The organism is Pyxidicoccus sp. M15 (assembly GCF_056858435.1).
In genome coordinates this window covers 805,566-821,302 of the sequence record NZ_CM166495.1, presented here as the reverse complement: position 1 = coordinate 821,302, position 15,737 = coordinate 805,566, and the positions used below count along the sequence as shown (strand labels likewise).

The window sequence follows — 15,737 nt, the reverse complement described above, 5'->3', positions numbered from 1 at the left end:
CCCTTCCGGCCCGCCGGCCCCACCTACGGGAGTCGCCCCCTCCCTTCCCCGAGGCATTTGAGCATGCGCCTTCATCCCACCCGTGCGCTCTTCGTCCCACTCGCCCTGCTGCTGGCCCTGGGGCCGGGGCTGGCCTGCAACAAGCCGCCGAAGGAGGACCCCGACGCGTCGGTGGTCGCCAGCGTCAACGGCGAGGTGCTCAGCCGCGCCGACTTCGAGCAGGAGCTGTGGCGCGAGCTGGCCTCCACGGAGGCGCCGCAGCGCACGCCCGAGGAGGTGGAGCCCTTCAAGCGGACGCTGCTGGACACCTGCATCCACCGGATGCTGCTGCTCCAGGCGGCGCGCGGCAACAACATCACCGTCACCCCCGAGGAGGTGGACCGGGGCGTGCTGCGGCTGTCCGGCGACTACCCCGCGGGCAACTTCAACGAGGTGCTCGCCCAGGGGCAGCTGTCCATGGCGGAGCTGCGCGAGCGGGAGGCGAGCCGGCTGACGATTGAGAAGCTGTTCGCCAACCACGTCTACTCGCGCGTGGCGGTGACGGAGGAGGAGCTGCGCGCGTACTACGCCGCCAACGAGACGGAGTTCAACGAGCCCGAGCAGGTCCACGCCGCGCAGATGGTGGTGAAGGGCCTGGACGAGGCGCGCAAGCTCCAGGTGCAGCTCAAGTCGGGCAAGAAGTTCGCGGACCTGGCCCGCCGGTATTCCCTCAGCGCGGACGGCAAGGTGGGAGGGGACCTCGGCTTCTTCCCCCGCGGGCAGATGCCCCCGGCCTTCGACGAGGTGGTATTCAAGCTCCCCGTGGGGCAGGTTTCGGATGTGGTCTCCACCGAATACGGCTACCACCTGTTCCGCGTGCTGGAGCGCAAGCCGGCACGCAAGCGGGAGTTCGCCGAGGTGCGGCAGCTGGTGGAAGCGAAGCTTTTGGAGAAGAAGCGCACGGAGGCGCAGGAGGCGTTCGAGAAGGAGCTGCGCGAGAAGGCGCAGGTCCAGGTGAACGAGGCCACCCTGCAGGCCATCCGCGGGAAGCCGGCGCCGCAAGCGGCGGCGAAGTGACGGAATGCACGGCCGGGACGGTGGTTGGACGGACCCGGTGGAGCTCGGAAGGATGCTCGAGATGAAGAAGCTGGTGGCGGTCATCGCGGCGACGGCGCTCTTCGGGAGCGGCACGGCGGCACGCGCGGAGATGGTGGACAGGGTGGCCGCGGTGGTGAACCGCGACATCATCGCGCTGTCCGAGGTGCAGCAGCGCGTGGCCCCGGAGATGTCGCGCATCAACAACCCGGACCCCAAGAAGCGCGCCGAGCAGCGGGCCCTGCTGATGAAGACGGCCCTGGACACCCTCATCGGCGAGAAGCTGATGGAGGGCGAGATTGCCCAGCTGGGCATCACCGCCACCGAGGCCGAGGTGGACGAGCTCGTCGCGGACGTGCGCCAGCAGAACAACATCACCGAGCCGGCGCAGTTCGAGCAGCTGTTGGCGGGCGAGGGCCTCACCATGGCCGCCTACCGGGACATGCTGCGCAAGCGCATCCTGAGAGACCGCCTGCTGCGCGTGAAGATTGGCCCCAAGGTGAAGGTCACCGAGGAGGACCTGAAGGCCGCCTACGCGCAGTTCGCGCGCATGGAGAGCGAGGACTCGGAGGTGCACGCGCGCCACATCCTGGTGCAGGTGGACCCCAAGGCCACGCCGGAGCAGGTGGAGGCCGCGCGCAAGCGGGCCGAGGCCATCGCCGTGGAGGCCCGGCGGCCGGGCATGGACTTCTCCGCCCTGGCGCGCGCGCGCAGCGAGGGCCCGAGCGCGTCCGACGGTGGAGACCTGGGCTGGTTCAAGCGCGGCGTCATGGTGCCCGCCTTCGAGCGCGTGGCCTTCACCCTCAAGGAGGGCGATGTCAGCGAGCCGGTGCGCACCAACTTCGGCTGGCACGTGCTGAAGGTGGAGGAGAAGCGCGCGGTGGCGGCCACCTCCTACGAGGAGATGCGCCCGAAGCTGGAGGCGAAGCTGTACCAGGAGAAGACGGAGAAGTTCCTGGAGCAGTACGTCGCCGAGCTGCGCCAGAAGGCCAGCGTCGAAGTGAAGCTGTAGTCCCTTCCGCTGTAGCCCCCTTGGGGAGATGCTGCGAGGCCGTGAGCCTTCCTCTCGTCGGCATCTCCCTAGGTGACGTGTCGGGCATCGGGCCGGAAGTCACGGCCTCGGCCCTGGCGCTCCCCAAGCTGCGCAAGGTGCTCGTCCCCGTCGTCTTCGGGGACGGGCCCACCCTGGACCGCTTCCCTGTCTTCCGCCGCTACGCGCGCGTGACGCCGGAAGGCCTGGGCCGCGTGGACGGCCCCACCGTGGTGGAGGTGACGCGGCTGGCGGAGAAGGACCGCACGCCGGGGCGCCCCTCCAAGGCCGGTGGCCGCGCGCAGTACGCGTACGTGACGGCGGCGATTGAAGCGATGCGCGCGGGGCACGTGGACGCGCTGTGCACGGCGCCGGTGTCGAAGGAGCAGATTTCGCGCGCGGGCATTCCCTTCATGGGCCACACCGAGGTGCTGGCCGACGCCTTCGGCGTGGACGTGCTGATGATGATGGACGGGCCGCGCGTGCGCATCGCGCTGGCCACCAACCACGTGCCCGTGGCGCGGCTGCCGGAGCTGCTCACCGTGGAGGGACTCACCGCGCAGCTCAAGCTCCTGTCGCGCAGCCTGGAGCCGGTGGTGGGCCGCCGCCCGCGCATCGCCGTGCTGGGGCTCAACCCGCACGCGGGCGAGGGGGGCCTGCTGGGACGCGAGGAGGTGGAGGTGATTGGCCCCGCCATCCGCAAGGCCCGCGCGGCGAAGGTGGACGCGCACGGGCCGGTGCCGGCGGATGGACTGTTCGCGCGGCCGGATGAGATTGCGGGGAAGTACGACGCGGTGCTGGCCATGTACCACGACCAGGGCCTCATCCCCGCCAAGGCGCTGGACTTCGAGCGCACCGTGAATGTGACGCTGGGGCTGCCGGTGCCGCGCACGTCGCCGGACCACGGCACTGCGTATGCGATTGCCGGGAAGGGTGAAGCCAGCTGCGTGCCCATGGTGGAGGCGCTGCTCAAGGCGGCGCAGCTTGCGGGGGCAGGCGCGCGAGGTGCTCGGCGAGGTCCTCGCCGTCCTTCTCCGGGTCGATGAGCTGCACGTGCGCGCCGGCGCCGCTGCCCGGGAGCACCAGCACGCTGACTCGCCCCAGCGGGCAGTAGCCCAGGCAGCCGGCGGGAATCACCACCGTGCTTCCGGCGAGGCCGCGCGCGGAGAGGGTTTCCTTGAGCCGGCGCGGCAGGTCCACGCCCCCGGCGCTCGCGTCCAGGCGCACCAGGCAGCGGTGGCAGACGTGCAGCTCGGTGGGCTCGGCTTCCTGGGGTTCGTGCGACGGCATGCGCTGGAAAGCATAGGTTCCGTCGTGCCCCGTTGCTCGTCCGTGGGGGCCCGCTCCCCGGCTGGGAGTCCGCTCGCCCCCACGGTCTGCATCCCTTCAGCCGGGTGGGAGCCCCTCCGCCGAAGCCCCGAGCCCGTGGTGAGTGGCTGAAGGAGGTGGGCTTCTCCAGAGTGGAGCCCGCCCCCCGTGGCCCAGGAGTGACACGCCCCCCGTCCGGCTCAGAAGACGAACGGGAAGCGGATGGGCTCCTGCATGCGGACCTGGTGGGCCGGGAACTTCCAGCGACGCACCACGTCCTCGATGCAGTGGGCGAGCCCGGTGGCCTTCAGCGTGTCCGTGTCCATGGCGACACTGGACGTGTCGCCGCTCGGGAGCACCGACCAGCGCACCAGGAAGCGACCGCCCTTCTCCACCGGCGTACCCGCGGCGTGCTGACGGATGCAGGCGGTGATGGCCGGCTGGTTCGCCACCACCACGGCCTTCATGTCGTCCGGCGTGAGGTGCTCCTTCGCGTCCGGCGCAGGCGGGATGTAGACGGTGCGCTCGGGAGCCTTGGGCGCCTCGGCCTTCTGCTCCGCGTCCTCCGTGAAGCCGAGCTCCCGCGCGAAGTCCTCGTCCAGCTCGGACTGCGGCGCCTCTTCCTCGGCGGCCTCGGCGGGAGCGGACTCCTCGTCGGCGGCGGAGGACTCGGCCTCGTTGAAGGAGAGCTCGCGGGTGTCCGCGGCCTCGGCTTCCTCGGCTTCATCTTCGGTGTGAGACGGCATGGCGGCCTTCACGGACACCTTGCGCACGGAGGGCGCGCGGGTCGCCATGGTCGGGAGCTGGCCGCTGGTGAGGGTGGTTCCTCCCACGGTGGGCCCACTCGCCTGCCCCGGCGTGGGCGGCTGCGCGCGCAAGCCGTTCGCCGCGCCCTGCACGTCCCCCTGCGCCGTGGAGAGCACGGTGCCCGCGACCGAGGCCGCGGCCTGCTGCGCACCCGAGGGCTCGGATGTACCGGGCTGCGCGGCGGACGTACCCGGCAGGGGCTGGCCCTGAGTTCCCGTCAGCGTGCCGGACGCGCCCGCGATGCCGGCCTGCGCCGTGCCGGGGATACCGGACGGGCCCACGCCGCTGGCAAGAGCTTCTCCGCTGGCACCCGGCCCCGTGCCACCCGCCTGCGCCACGCCGGCCACGGTGCCCGTCTGCGTCTCACCGTTCAGACCTGAAGGCACCAGCGCACCGGCGGCGTTGCCCACCTGCGCCTGTCCATTCAAGGGCTGCACGCCTGCTGCGCCCTGCGCCGTGCCGGTGATTCCAATGCCGCCGGCCTGCGCTCCCTGAAGCAGGGCCACGGGCTGACCGCTCGTCGCGGTGGACGCATGCGTTCCCGACAGGTGCTCGCGGAAGTGCAGGCCCGCGACCACCAGCAGCCCCGCCGTGAGCGCGCCCACGGCCACCGAGCCCAGGAAGGCACCGGGCTTCATGCCCGCGATGCGCTGCGGCTCGGCCTGCGCCGGCATGCTCCACTGCTGGGGATACTGCGCCATGGGAGCCGCGTGCTGGGGTGCCCACGTGGGAAGCTGAGTGCCGGGCGGCGGCGGTGCAATCCCCGGAAGCAGGCTGCCGGGATACGCCGGAGCGCTCGCCAGATGAGCGGAGGCGGGCACGCTCCATGGTGTCGTCGGCAGGCCCGCGGCGTCCGTCCCCGTGCTCCCGTGCGCCTCGGAGTGCGCCTGCACCGTGGCAGGGTCCACCGGAGCGAGCATCTCCGCGAAGGGCGTCGTCACCTTCGCCCCGGGCGACATGCGCATCCACTCGGGAATCTCCACCGCGGGGGCCTCAGGCTCGGGAGGCGCTTCCACGGAGAGCGACGGCGGCGGCAGCGTCTTCAGCCACCGCGACTCTTCCTCGGCCAGGTCGAGCAGCGCGCGCATGCTCCCGGAAGCCGTCGTGGCGGGACTGGCTGCGTCCTGCTCCGAGTCCGGCCGCTGACGCACGAACAGCTCACGGTCCAGGTACGCATCGAGGTCACCATCGAGCGCGTCCTCCACGCTCAGCGGTGCGCCCGGTACCGGCCCGCGCTCGCATCCCGCCGGCCCCGTGCCCGGCGTCCCCATCCCCTGCCCCCGGAACTGCCCCTCGGCCCCTGACAGAAGCTCGCCCACACGCCCTCCCGCGCCCGCGCTGACATCCCGGCCTTGTCGCGCCAGGGCCAGCAACGTAGGGATGGGTCTCCAGCGCGCCACCCGCGAGTGTCCTCCCACGAACGCTCTGCCCCGCGGACGGACCTCGCCTGTCCATTGCTCCACCGAGCCCGCACACGTCGGGGCCGAGCCGCGCACGCATGCCGACATCGCGCTTCGGGCCTCAGCGGTTTTTCACGCCCGCGGCGCACGAAGGGACTTCAGGTACAGGAGCAGGACGGCGACAGCCGGGGCAACCCGGTTGCGCTGGCGCGGAACGGAACATCCATTCCGCAGGCGTCGTGGCACCACCGGGCTACCTCCGCATTCCTACGCACTCACGCCGGCCCACGTCGGCCGGCGTTGCGCGGAACGGAACGTCCATTCCGGGGACGTCACTCCCTCCGGGAGCTACCAGCGCTCCTTGTCGGACTTCGGCGCCATGGGCCACTCGGGAGCGGTGACGCCGTTCACGGTGAGGCCTCCGTGCATGAACGTGGGCGCGCCCTGGAGGAAGCCCGCAGGGAAGTTCAGCGTCGGGGTGGAGGCGTCGTCGAGCGCCTTCACGTGCTCGGGCTTGAGCTGCACGTCCAGCGCGCCCAGGTTGTTGTCGAGCTGCTCCAGCGTGCGCGCCCCGATGATGGTGGACGTCACCCCCGGCCGGCCCTGCACCCACGCCAGCGACACGCGCGCGACCGTGGTGTTCAGCTCCTTCGCCACACGCTGAAGCACGTCGATGATGCTGTACGTCTTCTCGTTCAGCGAACCCTCCGCCCACGCACCGCGGTCCGCCTTCACCTTGCCTGCGTTCTCCCGCGTGTACTTCCCGCTGAGCACCCCGCTCTTCAGCGGAGACCACGGCGTCACGCCAAGCCCCAGCTCGCGCGCCATGGGCAACAGCTCGCCCTCCACCGTGCGCTCCAGCAGCGAGTACTCAATCTGCAGCGCGGCCAGCGGCGCCCACCCACGGAAGTGCGCCGTCACCTGCGCTTGCGCCACCTTCCACGCCGGCGTGTCCGAAACGCCCACGTAGCGGACCTTCCCGGAGCGCACCAGGTCGTCCATCGCCCGGAGCGTCTCCTCGATGGGCGTGTGCATGTCCCAGCAGTGCATCCAGTACAAATCGATGTAGTCCGTCTGCAGGCGTCGCAGCGACTCCTCGCACTGGGAGATCATCGTCTTGCGGCTCGCTCCGCCGCCGTTCGGGTCGCTGGGGAACAGGTTGCCGAGGAACTTCGTGGCGAGGACCACACGCTCGCGCTTGCTGGAGTGCCGGCCCAGGTGGTCGCCGATGATCTTCTCCGAGTGCCCCCGCGTGTACACGTTGGCCGTGTCGATGAAGTTGCCGCCCCGCTCGAGGAAGCGGTCCATGATGGCGTTGGACGTCTCGACGTTGCTGCCCCAGCCCAGGTCCTCGCCGAACGTCATGGCACCGAGGCAGAGGGGACTGACGCGCAGGCCGGAGCGGCCCAGAGTGACGTAGTGATTCAACGGCATGAGTGCTCCCATGAGGATGAAGGCGCGAAGGACGGGCCCGAAGGGAGGCCGTGCACTAACGCGCCCCCCCGTGCTCCGCCACCGCGTCGCGGAACGAGTGACGCGCACGTGACGCCTGGCTGGCGCGCGCACCGCGAAACATGTTGAAACCGCCGCATGCCCCGCCTGCTCCTGCTCATCTCCCTGCTGGCAGCCTGCGCATGCAGCCACCCGCCCCTCCGGAGCCCTTCGCCCATGAGCCTCGAGCCCGACCGTGCCCACCGCGAGCTGCTGGAGCTGGAGCGCTCCGTCACCCAGGCCATCCGTGAGCGCAACGGCGCCCGGCTGCGCGAGCTGCTCGGCGAGGACTTCGTCTTCCGTGGCACGGGGGACGTGGAGACGGACCGCGAGACGTTCATCTCCAACGTCGCCGCCATTCCGGGAGACATCCTGGACCTCGAGATGACCTCCCTGCGGGCCCACGTCTTCGGAGACACCGGCGTGCTCACGGGCGCGCAGCGAGCCCGCGTGCGCCTGGCGGACGGCACCGAGCTGACGGACCTGCAGACCTTCACGGACGTGTGCAAATGGCGCGAGGGGCGGTGGCGCATGGTCCTCGCGCACAGCCTCCCGGCCGCGCCCGAAGTCCCAGCGGACGGGCCCGCGCCCGCGCCTGAGTCGCGCTGAGTGCCTCCCCCGTGAGGAAGGCACCGCGTGCGAGTCCGCGTACGCAGAGCCCCTCGACCCTGCGCACTCCAACGTCCACGGGTAGCACCGCGCGATGCCGAGCCCCTGGCCCCGGAGCACTCCAGCGTCCACGGGTAGCACCGCGCGATGCCGAGCCCCTCGGCCCCGCGCACTCCAGCGTCCACGGGACGGCACCGCGCGCTCCCGTTGCCGCGCTGCGCAGACACTTCAGTCCTAGCGAGCCGTTTCGCCGAGCACGGCCCCCGTGGCCAGGGCTGGCGTCCCACGCCGCACACCCGGGCGAAGGCCCGTAGCCTGACGGGCCGAGCCCGGCGTCCCGCGGTGCACAGGCCCGCTACGAGCCGATGCCTGTCAGACACGACCGCCGTGGAGCCCCGGCAGTGATGCACCCCGCGCGTCCAGACTCGGCGTGGGGGGTTTCCACATGCCGCACTTTCAGGGGGAGCGCCGGTGGATGCTGCCGGCCCGTGGTTCGGACTGGCTCGTCGTTCTATCTGTCAGCGCCGATGCGCGAGAACCGGAGCGCAACCGAGTACCGGATGTCTTCGTCACCTCGTCGCTCGACCATCTGCTGACCACGTTCGCCGCGCGGACGCTGCATGCGATGTACGAAGCGCTCGGTGGCGGCACGCCCTTCGGGCTGACCGGCCTGGAGCGCGGCCGGTATGAGCAGCGACTCAAGCAGCGCCTCTCCGAGGCCTTCACCCATGGCGAGTTGGTGGCGCTGGAGGTGGCGCGTCCCGTGCTCGTGCCTCCGCCGTGGGCAGAGCCACCGCTGCCGAAGCCCGTGGAAGCTCCGGTGGCGGAGCCGACGTGGCTGGCCGTCGAGCTGAAGGACGAGGAGGGCCGCCCCGTGCCGCACGCGCGCTACGTGGTGACGTTGCCGGACGGCTCCACGCGCGAGGGGACGCTCAACAAGAATGGCTACGCCCGCGTGGACGGTGTGAATCCCGGACGGTGTCAGGTCAGCTTCCCCGAGCTGGATGGACAAAGCTGGGGCTGACGCGGCCCGGGAGGCTGGGATAGCGTGAGCGTCGCCATGGTGACCTCGGACAGCGAGCGGACGGACGCGCCCTCCTGGACGTTCCTCACCAACCACGCGCACGTACTGCTGTGCATCGCCGCAGACCCCGAGGTCCGCCTGCGCGACGTGGCCATCCGCGTGGGTATCACCGAGCGCGCCGTCCAGCGCATCGTGAGCGACCTCGAAGACGCGGGCTACCTCCAGCGCGAGCGTGAGGGCCGCCGCAACCGCTACACCGTCGCGAGGGAGCAGCCCCTTCGCCACCCCATCGAGCGGCACCGCAACGTGTCCGCCCTCATCTCGCTGGTGGAGGAAGCGGCCCCACCCGCGCGGGGACGCGGCAAGCGGGTGGAGCCAGCAGTTCCGCCGCTCGCACGAGGACGCGGAAAGCGGCTGGAGCAAGCAGTTCCGCCGCTCACACGAGGACGCAGCAAGAGGCTGGAGCCAGCAGTTCCGCCGCTCGCACGAGGACGCAGCAAGCGGGTGAAGCAAGCAGCGCTACCACCTGCTCCGCCCGCACGAGCACGCGGCAAGCGCTAAAGGCGGCGCGCGAGGATCGCCAGGATCGCGCCGTTCCGCGCCCCTCGGCATCACAGCCCGCCACCGGGCCCCGCTACCTCCGCACCATCACCGCCTCGACGTCCCGGCATCACAGCCCGCTACCTCCGCGCCATCACCGCCCCGACGTCCGAGGCCCCTCGGCATCACAGCCAGCTACCTCCGCGCCATCACCGCCTCGACGTCCGAGGCTTCCTTCGGAATGGCCGCCGTCAGCACCTCGCACCCGTCCGCCGTGACGAGCACGTCGTCCTCGATGCGGATGCCCCGCACGTCCGAGTAGCGCGCCAGCACCTCGCGATTCAGCCTGTCCCCGGCGCGCGCGGTGAGCCGCGCGTCCTCCAGGATGCCGGGCACGCGGTAGAAGCCCGGCTCAATCGTCACCGCCATGCCGGGCTCCAGGTCCCTGTCCAGCCGCAGGTACCGGTGCCCGAACTCCGTCGAGCGCGTGCGCCCCGGCGCATACCCGGCCCGGTCTCCCAGGTCCTCCATGTCGTGCACGTCCAGCCCCATCAGGTGGCCGATGCCATGGGGGAACAGCAGCGCGGTGAGCCCATCCGCCACCAGCTCCTCCACATCGCCCCGGAGGATGCCCAGCTCCACCAGCCCGCGCGCCATCTCCCGGTGCGCGGCCAGGTGCACTTCGCGGTAGCCCACGCCCGGCCGCACCCGGGCGATGCTCGCCTTCTGCGCGCGCAGCACCACCTCGTACAGCTCGCGCTGCGTCGTGCTGAAGCGTCCCGTCACCGGCCACGTGCGCGTCACGTCGCACGCGAAGCCCCCCGGGCTCTCGCCGCCCACGTCCGCCAGCAGCAGGTCTCCCTCGCGCAGCACGTGGTGGTACTTCAGGTTGTGCAGCACCTCACCGTGCACCGTGACGATGGGCTGGTACGCCGGGCGCACGTCGCGCACCACGAACTCCGCCTCCATCGCCGCGCGCACCGCCGCCTCCAGCACCCCCGGCCGCGTCGCGCGCATGCCCGCCAGGTGCGCCGGCGTCGTCGCCTCCGCGGCGCGACGCAACTGCGCTACCGCCGCGGCATCATGGCGAAGGCGCAGCGCCACCATTGCCTCCGCGAGCGGCTCGTCCACCGGGAGCAGCTTCCCCGGCCGCACCTGCCGGCCCAGCAGCGCCTCCACGTCCAGGCACGTCTCCACGTCCGGCGTGGGCAGCGTGGCCACCGCCCCGCCCTTCAGCACCGCGGGCAGCTGCGCGCGCGAGCGCACCGGGCAGCCCGTGCGCTCCGCCACCTCCGCGAAGCCCGGCACGGCGCCGTCCCACAGCGCGTCATCCGCACCGGGCTCGGGCAGGTACAGCGTCCACGTCTGGCCGTCGTAGAAGCCCAGCCCGTCCTGCGCCGCCAGCCCGAAGAGGTAGAGGAAGTGGCTGGACGCGCGGAAGGGGAACTGGTCCGCGGCGTAGTTGCGCGGGCGCGGGCGGCCCGAAGCAATCAGGGCGGGAGCGCTGCCCAGGGCGTGGGCCAGCAGCTCACGCCGCCGCACGAGGGCAGCGCGTTCGGAAGACTCGGGAAGCATGAGGAGGAAACTCCGGCGCTAGGCGCCCAGCGGACGCTGGGGAAGCAGCTTGAAGAGGAAGGCCAGCAGGTCGTCGAAGTGGCCGCCCTTGCGGAACACCGCGTCCACCGGCATGTCTATCTTCCCGTCGTGCCCGGTGACGAAGACCACCTTCGTCTTCGGCATGTGGTGACGCACCAGCGGAATCAGCCCGGTGCCGAAGCCGTCACCCAGGCTCTGGTCCAGCAGCACCGCGTCGTAGGCGCGCGGGCGGGTGAGCAGATTCGCGGCCTCCGCGTAGGAGCCGGCGGTGACCACGGCGAAGCCCGCATCCTCCAGCAGCGCCGCGAGCGTCATCCGGTTGGAAGGGTCATCCTCCACCAGCAGCAGGCAGCGCCCGAAGGTCCAGCTCGTCTCCATCACTTGCTCCCCTGATTCTCATCGCGGCCCACGAGCCTCGAGCCGGGCCCCACGTCCGGACCCGTGAAGACGATTTCAACGAAGGTGCCTCCCGCGGCGCCCGCGCCCACGTCCACCTGCCACCCGTGCCGCATCGCCACCCGGTGGACGATGCTCAACCCCAGCCCCGCGTGGCCGGGCTTCGTCGTGAAGAACGGCTCGAAGGCCCGCGAGTATGCCTCCGGCGCCAGCCCCTCGCCCGTGTCCTCCACGCGGAGCGACACGCCGTCGTCCTCCAGGTCCTTCGTGCGCACGGTGAGCGTGCCCCCGCGCGGCATGGCCTCCACCGCGTTGTCCACGAGGCAGCCCACCAGCACCGCCAGGTCCTCCCGGTCCAGCGCCACCTCGGCCTTCTCCGTCAGCTCCCGCTGCACCCGCACGCTTTCGGGCAGGGCCGCCTGGGACAGCGCGCGCTCCACCGCCTCGCTCGGGCGGCAGTGGGGCCTGGGGCCTCCGGGCGCGGGCGGGCTGCGCTTGGAGAGCAGCTCCTCGGCGGACGTCAGCTCCTTCTCGATGAGCTGGAAGAAGGTCTCCACGCGGGGGTCCGTGGTCCAGACCTCCGTCTTCTTCATCTGCCGCATCAGGTAGAAGGAAGCGTTGCGGATGCTGGCGAGCTTGTTGCGCAAATCATGGCGCAGCGTGGACGCCACCACATCCGCCACCGCTGCCCGCTCCCGTGCCTGCAGGTCTCCACGCCCGGACATTTGCGTCAGTTCCTCGCGCCGAAGGGGCCCTGCGGCCGGCCTCGCACCCGGGCGATGGCCTGCACCAGCTCGCGCAGGGGCACTGGCTTCGTCATGCACACCACGGCCCCCTGGGCCGCCACCACGCGCAGCATCTCCGGCACCACGTGCCCGGAGACGGCGATGACGGCGACGGACAGGTCCGCCTCACGCACCTTCTTCACCAGCTCCGGCCCGCTCATCTCCGGCATCACCAAATCCAGCACGCACACGTCGTAGGCGCCCGAGCGCAGCGAGGTGAGCGCCTCCTCGCCGCTGTAGACGGCCTTGGCGCGCAGCCCCACCGTGCTCAGCGCCCGCACCATGGCCTGGGCCACCTTCTCGGTGTCGTCCACCACCAGCACCTGGGGCGCCCGCATCGCGCGCAGCACCGTGTCCAGCGCGTGCGCCACGTCGAAGGGCTTGGGGAGCACGGTGAAGGCGCCCTCGGCGAGCGCGTCGTCCACCAGCTCCTCCGCGGTGAAGGCCGTCATCAGCACCACCGGCATGTCGGGGCGCTCCTGCTTGATGCGGCGCAGCAGCTCCACCCCGTGCAGCCCGGGCATGCGGATGTCGGTGAGGACCACGTCCACCGGCTGCTCGCTGAGCAGTCGCAGGGCGTCCTCGCCGGAGGAGGCCTCCAGCACGGTGTGGCCCTCCAGCTCCAGGTTCGCCGCGAGGGTGATGCGGAGCGACTCCTCGTCGTCGACCAGCAGGATGCGAGCGGGGCCCACTGCCACTTCCTCCATCACGCGGCCTGCGCCGCCGCGGACGCGGGGAGCTGAATGGTGAATTCGCTCCCTCGACCCGCCTCACTGCGCACAGAGATTGTGCCCCCGTGACGTTGCACCATGTTGGCCACAATGGCCAGTCCCAAGCCCGTCCCCCGCGTCTTCGTGGTGAAGAGGGGTTCGAATATCTTCGGAAGCACGTCCGGGGGGATGCCCGAACCGTCGTCCACCACGCGGACCGACCAGGGCCCCGCCTCCCCGCCTTCCGCCAGCACTGAAACCTCCCCCGTCCGGCCCGAGGGCATGGCCTCCACGGCGTTCTGCACCAGGTTCACCAGGACCTGGCGGAACTGCTCCTTGTCCAGGTTGGGGACGGGGAGCGACTCGGGCACGCCGTTGACGATGCGGACCCCCTCGCGCAGGGGCACCACGCTCAGGGCCTCGTCCACCAGCGGCCGCAGCGGACAGGGCTGTAGCGCGGGAGGGCGCTCGCGGGCGAAGTCGAGCAGGTCGGAGATGATTTTGGCGCAGGCATTCAGCTCGCGCTCCATGACGCCCAGGAACTGGGAGACGCGCGGGTCCTCGGCGGCGCCGACCGGGTCCTTCGTCAACTTACGTGACAGGTAGGCGTGGGCGTTGCGCACGGCGGCCAGCGGGTTGCGCAGCTCGTGCCCCACGCTGGCGGCGAGCTGGCCCACGGCCGCCAGCTTCTCCACCCGGATGAGGTGCTCCTGGAAGCCGCCCAGCTCGCGCAGGGCCCGGTCCAGCTCGCGCGCCTTCGTGCCCTCGCGCTCGCGGGCCAATTCCAGCTCCGCGCGGCGCACCGCCACCTCGCACTGCTCACGCCAGGTGTTGCGCCAGGTGAAGAGGAGCACCCCGTCGAAGGCGGCAATCCAGAGGGCATGCTCCAGGAAGCGCCACGCCTCCGGCTGGGCCACGCCGTAGACGGACTCCGGCCACAGCGCGCCGCGCACCGCGAGGTCCGCGAGGAGCGTGGCCGTCGCCGACAGCAGCACCCGCGGGTCCCGGTAGAGGGAGAGCAGGGCCAGTGAGGCGAAGACGAGGAAGTGCGTCTCGATGCGGCCACCCGACAGGTGGATGAGCAGCGCGGCCCAGAGCGCCTGGCACACCGAGATGACGTGCCGGGTGAGCGCTGCGCCGGGACGCCAGCGGGCCAGGAAGTTGGGGACGGCGGCGAGGACGGCGCCCAGGCCGACGGCGGTCTCCAGGAAGACCAGGTCGACGCCCTGCTCCTTGCCGAGCCAGCCCCGGGGCGACCAGACCACCGCCACGAGGATGGCGAGCGCCCACTGCACCAGTGCCAGCCCCGCGAGGAGCCGGTCCGTGCGGCTGTACACCCGGCCCAGGTGCTCGTTCAGGAGCAGCGCTGACCGCTCCTTGAGCGCGCCCCCGGAGCCGCGGTCTTCCCCCTGCGATTGCGTCATCAAGTGCCTCCCGCCCGGACTGCGGGCGGGCCCTCCAACGGCATGCGACGTGAGGCGGTGGATGCGGCCTCCACGGCTGCCTGCCCTGGTGTGTCTGTGAAATGCCCCCGCGCCCGGGTGGAGCTGACAGCGGCGCGGCGCTGGCCGAGCGGATGATAGAGCAACACCTGGTGGGGGGTGACGCTCCCCGGGGAGGGCGTCCGCACGCCTCGTCCTCCGGCGAGGGACGGCACGCCCGCCTGCACGCTGGCGCTCGGAGGCGGGCCGCGCGGAGCGGGCGTCATCGCGTCCCCCGCTTGCGCTCGGCGAGGCCGGAGGTGATGAGGCTCATCTCGCGCTTGAGGCGGGTAGCCTCCGCCGCGCGGCGAATCATCGCGATGAGGTCCGGCGGCCGGTAGGGCTTGAGCACGAGGTAGAACAGCCCCTGGACCTGCTGCTGGTCCTTGCGGTCCAGGTACTCGCGGTAGCCGGTGACGAGCACGCCGGCGAGGTGCGGGTGCAGCCGCGTCGCCTCGCGCAGCAGGTCCATGCCGTTGCGGCCCGGCATGTAGAAGTCGGTGCAGAGGACGTCGAAGCGCCGGAGCGCCAGCAGCCGCAACGCCGAGCCCGCGTCTCGCGCGGGATGGACGTCGAAGTCTTCGGAAAGCACGGCCGCAGTGGTAGCGAGGACAGGCTCCTCGTCGTCCACCAGCAGCACCTGGAGGCGCTGGGCATTCATGTCGTGAGAGGACGCACGATAGCGCCCGCCGACCACGCTCCGTCAGGGGGTGGCCGACGATTCTTCGCCAATCCCTGGCATCCGGAGCGGAGACGCCAGGATTCGGGCACCTTGACCTACACGAAGCGATGCTCCCGCATCAGGCCGTGGCTGAGTTTTTCCGTGGGAGGAGAAGCGGTGACGTGAGCCTTACCCGACCAGGCACCGGGCCCTTGAATGGCAGGATGGGTGTGGAGACGGCGAGGTGCCGTGGCGGTCGTGCGCGTGGTGCGTGCACACCGCTCGTCAACGTGATGCCTCCGGTCCTCGCCCTCCTGGTGGGCTGCGCCACCGCTCCGCCTCTCCACACCACCGCGCAGGATGCCCCCATCGCTCGGGGCCCGTGGGCGGAGGTCTCCGCCGTGGAGATGCCCACCGGAGACACGTCGATTCCCATCGACCTGCTTCGGGAGGTGGCGGACGCGCTGCTCAAGCGGCCCGGTGCCCGGGTGTGCGACGCGGCGACGCGCCGGCCCATCGCGGGTCTGTCCACGGAGTACTGCTCCACCGTCTACGTCGCGGGAGATGGGGACTCGCTGTCGTGGCGCGTGTCCGAGCCCGTGAGCGGAGGCCAGCAGTCATGCAGACCGTTCTTCGCGGTCAAGGAAGAGAGATGAGCAAGGCGTATGCACTTGCAGGGCTCGCGGTGATGCTCACCGGTTGTGCCAGGACGACCGCGTCCTGGAAGGGCGAGGTGGTGTGGCCGGAGGATGACCAATCGTTCAAGACCATCGCCGCTCCCATGGAAGCGGGGGCCGCGCTCGCCGCGGCGGGGGCCATTCATGA

Annotated in this window: 16 protein-coding genes; 7 read left to right on the top strand and 9 right to left on the bottom strand. The window is 71.3% G+C overall.

Annotation, left to right across the window (positions count from 1 at the left end):
* Positions 1–63 precede the first annotated feature (63 nt).
* The 3 genes from ACX9TP_RS03285 to pdxA all read left to right on the top strand — a co-directional run bounded on the left by ACX9TP_RS03285 (position 64) and on the right by pdxA (position 3,150).
* Positions 64–1,056 (top strand): peptidylprolyl isomerase, encoded by a 993-nt coding sequence (locus tag ACX9TP_RS03285; protein WP_482978234.1) that lies wholly within the window; start codon positions 64–66, stop codon positions 1,054–1,056.
* A 61-nt stretch (positions 1,057–1,117) separates the two neighbouring features.
* Positions 1,118–2,086 (top strand): peptidylprolyl isomerase, encoded by a 969-nt coding sequence (locus ACX9TP_RS03280; RefSeq protein ID WP_482982360.1) that lies wholly within the window; start codon positions 1,118–1,120, stop codon positions 2,084–2,086.
* A 41-nt stretch (positions 2,087–2,127) separates the two neighbouring features.
* Complete coding sequence (gene pdxA, locus ACX9TP_RS03275) at positions 2,128–3,150, top strand: 4-hydroxythreonine-4-phosphate dehydrogenase PdxA (protein ID WP_482978233.1); 1,023 nt, start codon at positions 2,128–2,130, stop codon at positions 3,148–3,150.
* Here pdxA and ACX9TP_RS03270 read toward each other — a convergent pair.
* The 3 genes from ACX9TP_RS03270 to ACX9TP_RS03260 form a co-directional block, all read right to left on the bottom strand.
* Positions 3,074–3,394, bottom strand: a complete 321-nt coding sequence (locus ACX9TP_RS03270; RefSeq protein WP_482978232.1) for a hypothetical protein — start codon at positions 3,392–3,394, stop codon at positions 3,074–3,076. The genes pdxA and ACX9TP_RS03270 overlap by 77 nt on opposite strands.
* Before the next feature lie 218 nt (positions 3,395–3,612).
* Positions 3,613–5,538 carry an AgmX/PglI C-terminal domain-containing protein gene (locus tag ACX9TP_RS03265; protein ID WP_482978231.1) on the bottom strand — a complete coding sequence of 642 codons (1,926 nt, stop codon included), beginning with the start codon at positions 5,536–5,538 and terminating at the stop codon, positions 3,613–3,615.
* A gap of 429 nt (positions 5,539–5,967) precedes the next feature.
* Positions 5,968–7,053: an aldo/keto reductase gene (locus ACX9TP_RS03260; protein WP_482978230.1), complete on the bottom strand. Its 1,086-nt coding sequence runs from the start codon at positions 7,051–7,053 to the stop codon at positions 5,968–5,970.
* A 234-nt stretch (positions 7,054–7,287) separates the two neighbouring features.
* Between ACX9TP_RS03260 and ACX9TP_RS03255 the strand changes: the two genes are divergently transcribed.
* The 3 genes from ACX9TP_RS03255 to ACX9TP_RS03245 all read left to right on the top strand — a co-directional run bounded on the left by ACX9TP_RS03255 (position 7,288) and on the right by ACX9TP_RS03245 (position 9,304).
* On the top strand, positions 7,288–7,719 hold the full coding sequence (locus ACX9TP_RS03255) for a nuclear transport factor 2 family protein (protein WP_482978229.1): 432 nt from the start codon (positions 7,288–7,290) through the stop codon (positions 7,717–7,719).
* Between the two features lie 445 nt (positions 7,720–8,164).
* Positions 8,165–8,743 carry a carboxypeptidase regulatory-like domain-containing protein gene (locus ACX9TP_RS03250; RefSeq protein WP_482978228.1) on the top strand — a complete coding sequence of 193 codons (579 nt, stop codon included), beginning with the start codon at positions 8,165–8,167 and terminating at the stop codon, positions 8,741–8,743.
* A 36-nt stretch (positions 8,744–8,779) separates the two neighbouring features.
* Positions 8,780–9,304, top strand: a complete 525-nt coding sequence (locus tag ACX9TP_RS03245; RefSeq protein WP_482978227.1) for a helix-turn-helix transcriptional regulator — start codon at positions 8,780–8,782, stop codon at positions 9,302–9,304.
* Positions 9,305–9,478: 174 nt separating this feature from the next.
* Here the strand turns inward: ACX9TP_RS03245 and ACX9TP_RS03240 are convergent, their stop codons facing one another.
* The 6 genes from ACX9TP_RS03240 to ACX9TP_RS03215 form a co-directional block, all read right to left on the bottom strand.
* Positions 9,479–10,858, bottom strand: a complete 1,380-nt coding sequence (locus ACX9TP_RS03240) for an aminopeptidase P family protein (RefSeq protein WP_482978226.1) — start codon at positions 10,856–10,858, stop codon at positions 9,479–9,481.
* Positions 10,859–10,876: 18 nt separating this feature from the next.
* Positions 10,877–11,257 (bottom strand): response regulator, encoded by a 381-nt coding sequence (locus ACX9TP_RS03235; RefSeq protein ID WP_205519855.1) that lies wholly within the window; start codon positions 11,255–11,257, stop codon positions 10,877–10,879.
* A complete protein-coding gene (locus tag ACX9TP_RS03230) occupies positions 11,257–12,000 on the bottom strand; it encodes an ATP-binding protein (protein WP_482978225.1) in 744 nt (247 codons plus the stop codon). Before ACX9TP_RS03230 ends, ACX9TP_RS03235 begins: the two co-directional genes overlap by 1 nt.
* Positions 12,001–12,005: 5 nt before the next feature.
* The gene (locus tag ACX9TP_RS03225) at positions 12,006–12,770 is read right to left on the bottom strand and encodes a response regulator (RefSeq protein WP_482978224.1); all 765 of its coding nucleotides are present in this window, start codon (positions 12,768–12,770) and stop codon (positions 12,006–12,008) included.
* Entirely contained in the window at positions 12,767–14,194 is a 1,428-nt protein-coding gene (locus ACX9TP_RS03220) for a sensor histidine kinase (RefSeq protein WP_482978223.1), read from the bottom strand. Before ACX9TP_RS03220 ends, ACX9TP_RS03225 begins: the two co-directional genes overlap by 4 nt.
* Before the next feature lie 280 nt (positions 14,195–14,474).
* Positions 14,475–14,912 carry a response regulator gene (locus ACX9TP_RS03215; RefSeq protein ID WP_482978222.1) on the bottom strand — a complete coding sequence of 146 codons (438 nt, stop codon included), beginning with the start codon at positions 14,910–14,912 and terminating at the stop codon, positions 14,475–14,477.
* Between the two features lie 290 nt (positions 14,913–15,202).
* On the opposite strand from ACX9TP_RS03215, the gene ACX9TP_RS03210 reads away from it, so the two are divergent.
* Positions 15,203–15,568 carry a hypothetical protein gene (locus ACX9TP_RS03210; protein ID WP_482978221.1) on the top strand — a complete coding sequence of 122 codons (366 nt, stop codon included), beginning with the start codon at positions 15,203–15,205 and terminating at the stop codon, positions 15,566–15,568.
* Positions 15,569–15,737 lie beyond the last annotated feature (169 nt).

What these genes read in the sequence shown, in the direction of transcription:
- ACX9TP_RS03260 (WP_482978230.1), bottom strand. Translation starts at nt 7,053, where the DNA reads ATGCCGTTGAATCACTACGTCACTCTGGGCCGCTCCGGCCTGCGCGTC.
- ACX9TP_RS03235 (WP_205519855.1), bottom strand. Translation starts at nt 11,257, where the DNA reads ATGGAGACGAGCTGGACCTTCGGGCGCTGCCTGCTGCTGGTGGAGGAT.
- ACX9TP_RS03280 (WP_482982360.1), top strand. Translation starts at nt 1,118, where the DNA reads ATGAAGAAGCTGGTGGCGGTCATCGCGGCGACGGCGCTCTTCGGGAGC.
- ACX9TP_RS03230 (WP_482978225.1), bottom strand. Translation starts at nt 12,000, where the DNA reads ATGTCCGGGCGTGGAGACCTGCAGGCACGGGAGCGGGCAGCGGTGGCG.
- ACX9TP_RS03250 (WP_482978228.1), top strand. Translation starts at nt 8,165, where the DNA reads ATGCCGCACTTTCAGGGGGAGCGCCGGTGGATGCTGCCGGCCCGTGGT.
- ACX9TP_RS03245 (WP_482978227.1), top strand. Translation starts at nt 8,780, where the DNA reads ATGGTGACCTCGGACAGCGAGCGGACGGACGCGCCCTCCTGGACGTTC.
- ACX9TP_RS03285 (WP_482978234.1), top strand. Translation starts at nt 64, where the DNA reads ATGCGCCTTCATCCCACCCGTGCGCTCTTCGTCCCACTCGCCCTGCTG.
- ACX9TP_RS03270 (WP_482978232.1), bottom strand. Translation starts at nt 3,394, where the DNA reads ATGCCGTCGCACGAACCCCAGGAAGCCGAGCCCACCGAGCTGCACGTC.
- ACX9TP_RS03240 (WP_482978226.1), bottom strand. Translation starts at nt 10,858, where the DNA reads ATGCTTCCCGAGTCTTCCGAACGCGCTGCCCTCGTGCGGCGGCGTGAG.
- ACX9TP_RS03220 (WP_482978223.1), bottom strand. Translation starts at nt 14,194, where the DNA reads ATGACGCAATCGCAGGGGGAAGACCGCGGCTCCGGGGGCGCGCTCAAG.
- ACX9TP_RS03255 (WP_482978229.1), top strand. Translation starts at nt 7,288, where the DNA reads ATGAGCCTCGAGCCCGACCGTGCCCACCGCGAGCTGCTGGAGCTGGAG.
- ACX9TP_RS03215 (WP_482978222.1), bottom strand. Translation starts at nt 14,912, where the DNA reads ATGAATGCCCAGCGCCTCCAGGTGCTGCTGGTGGACGACGAGGAGCCT.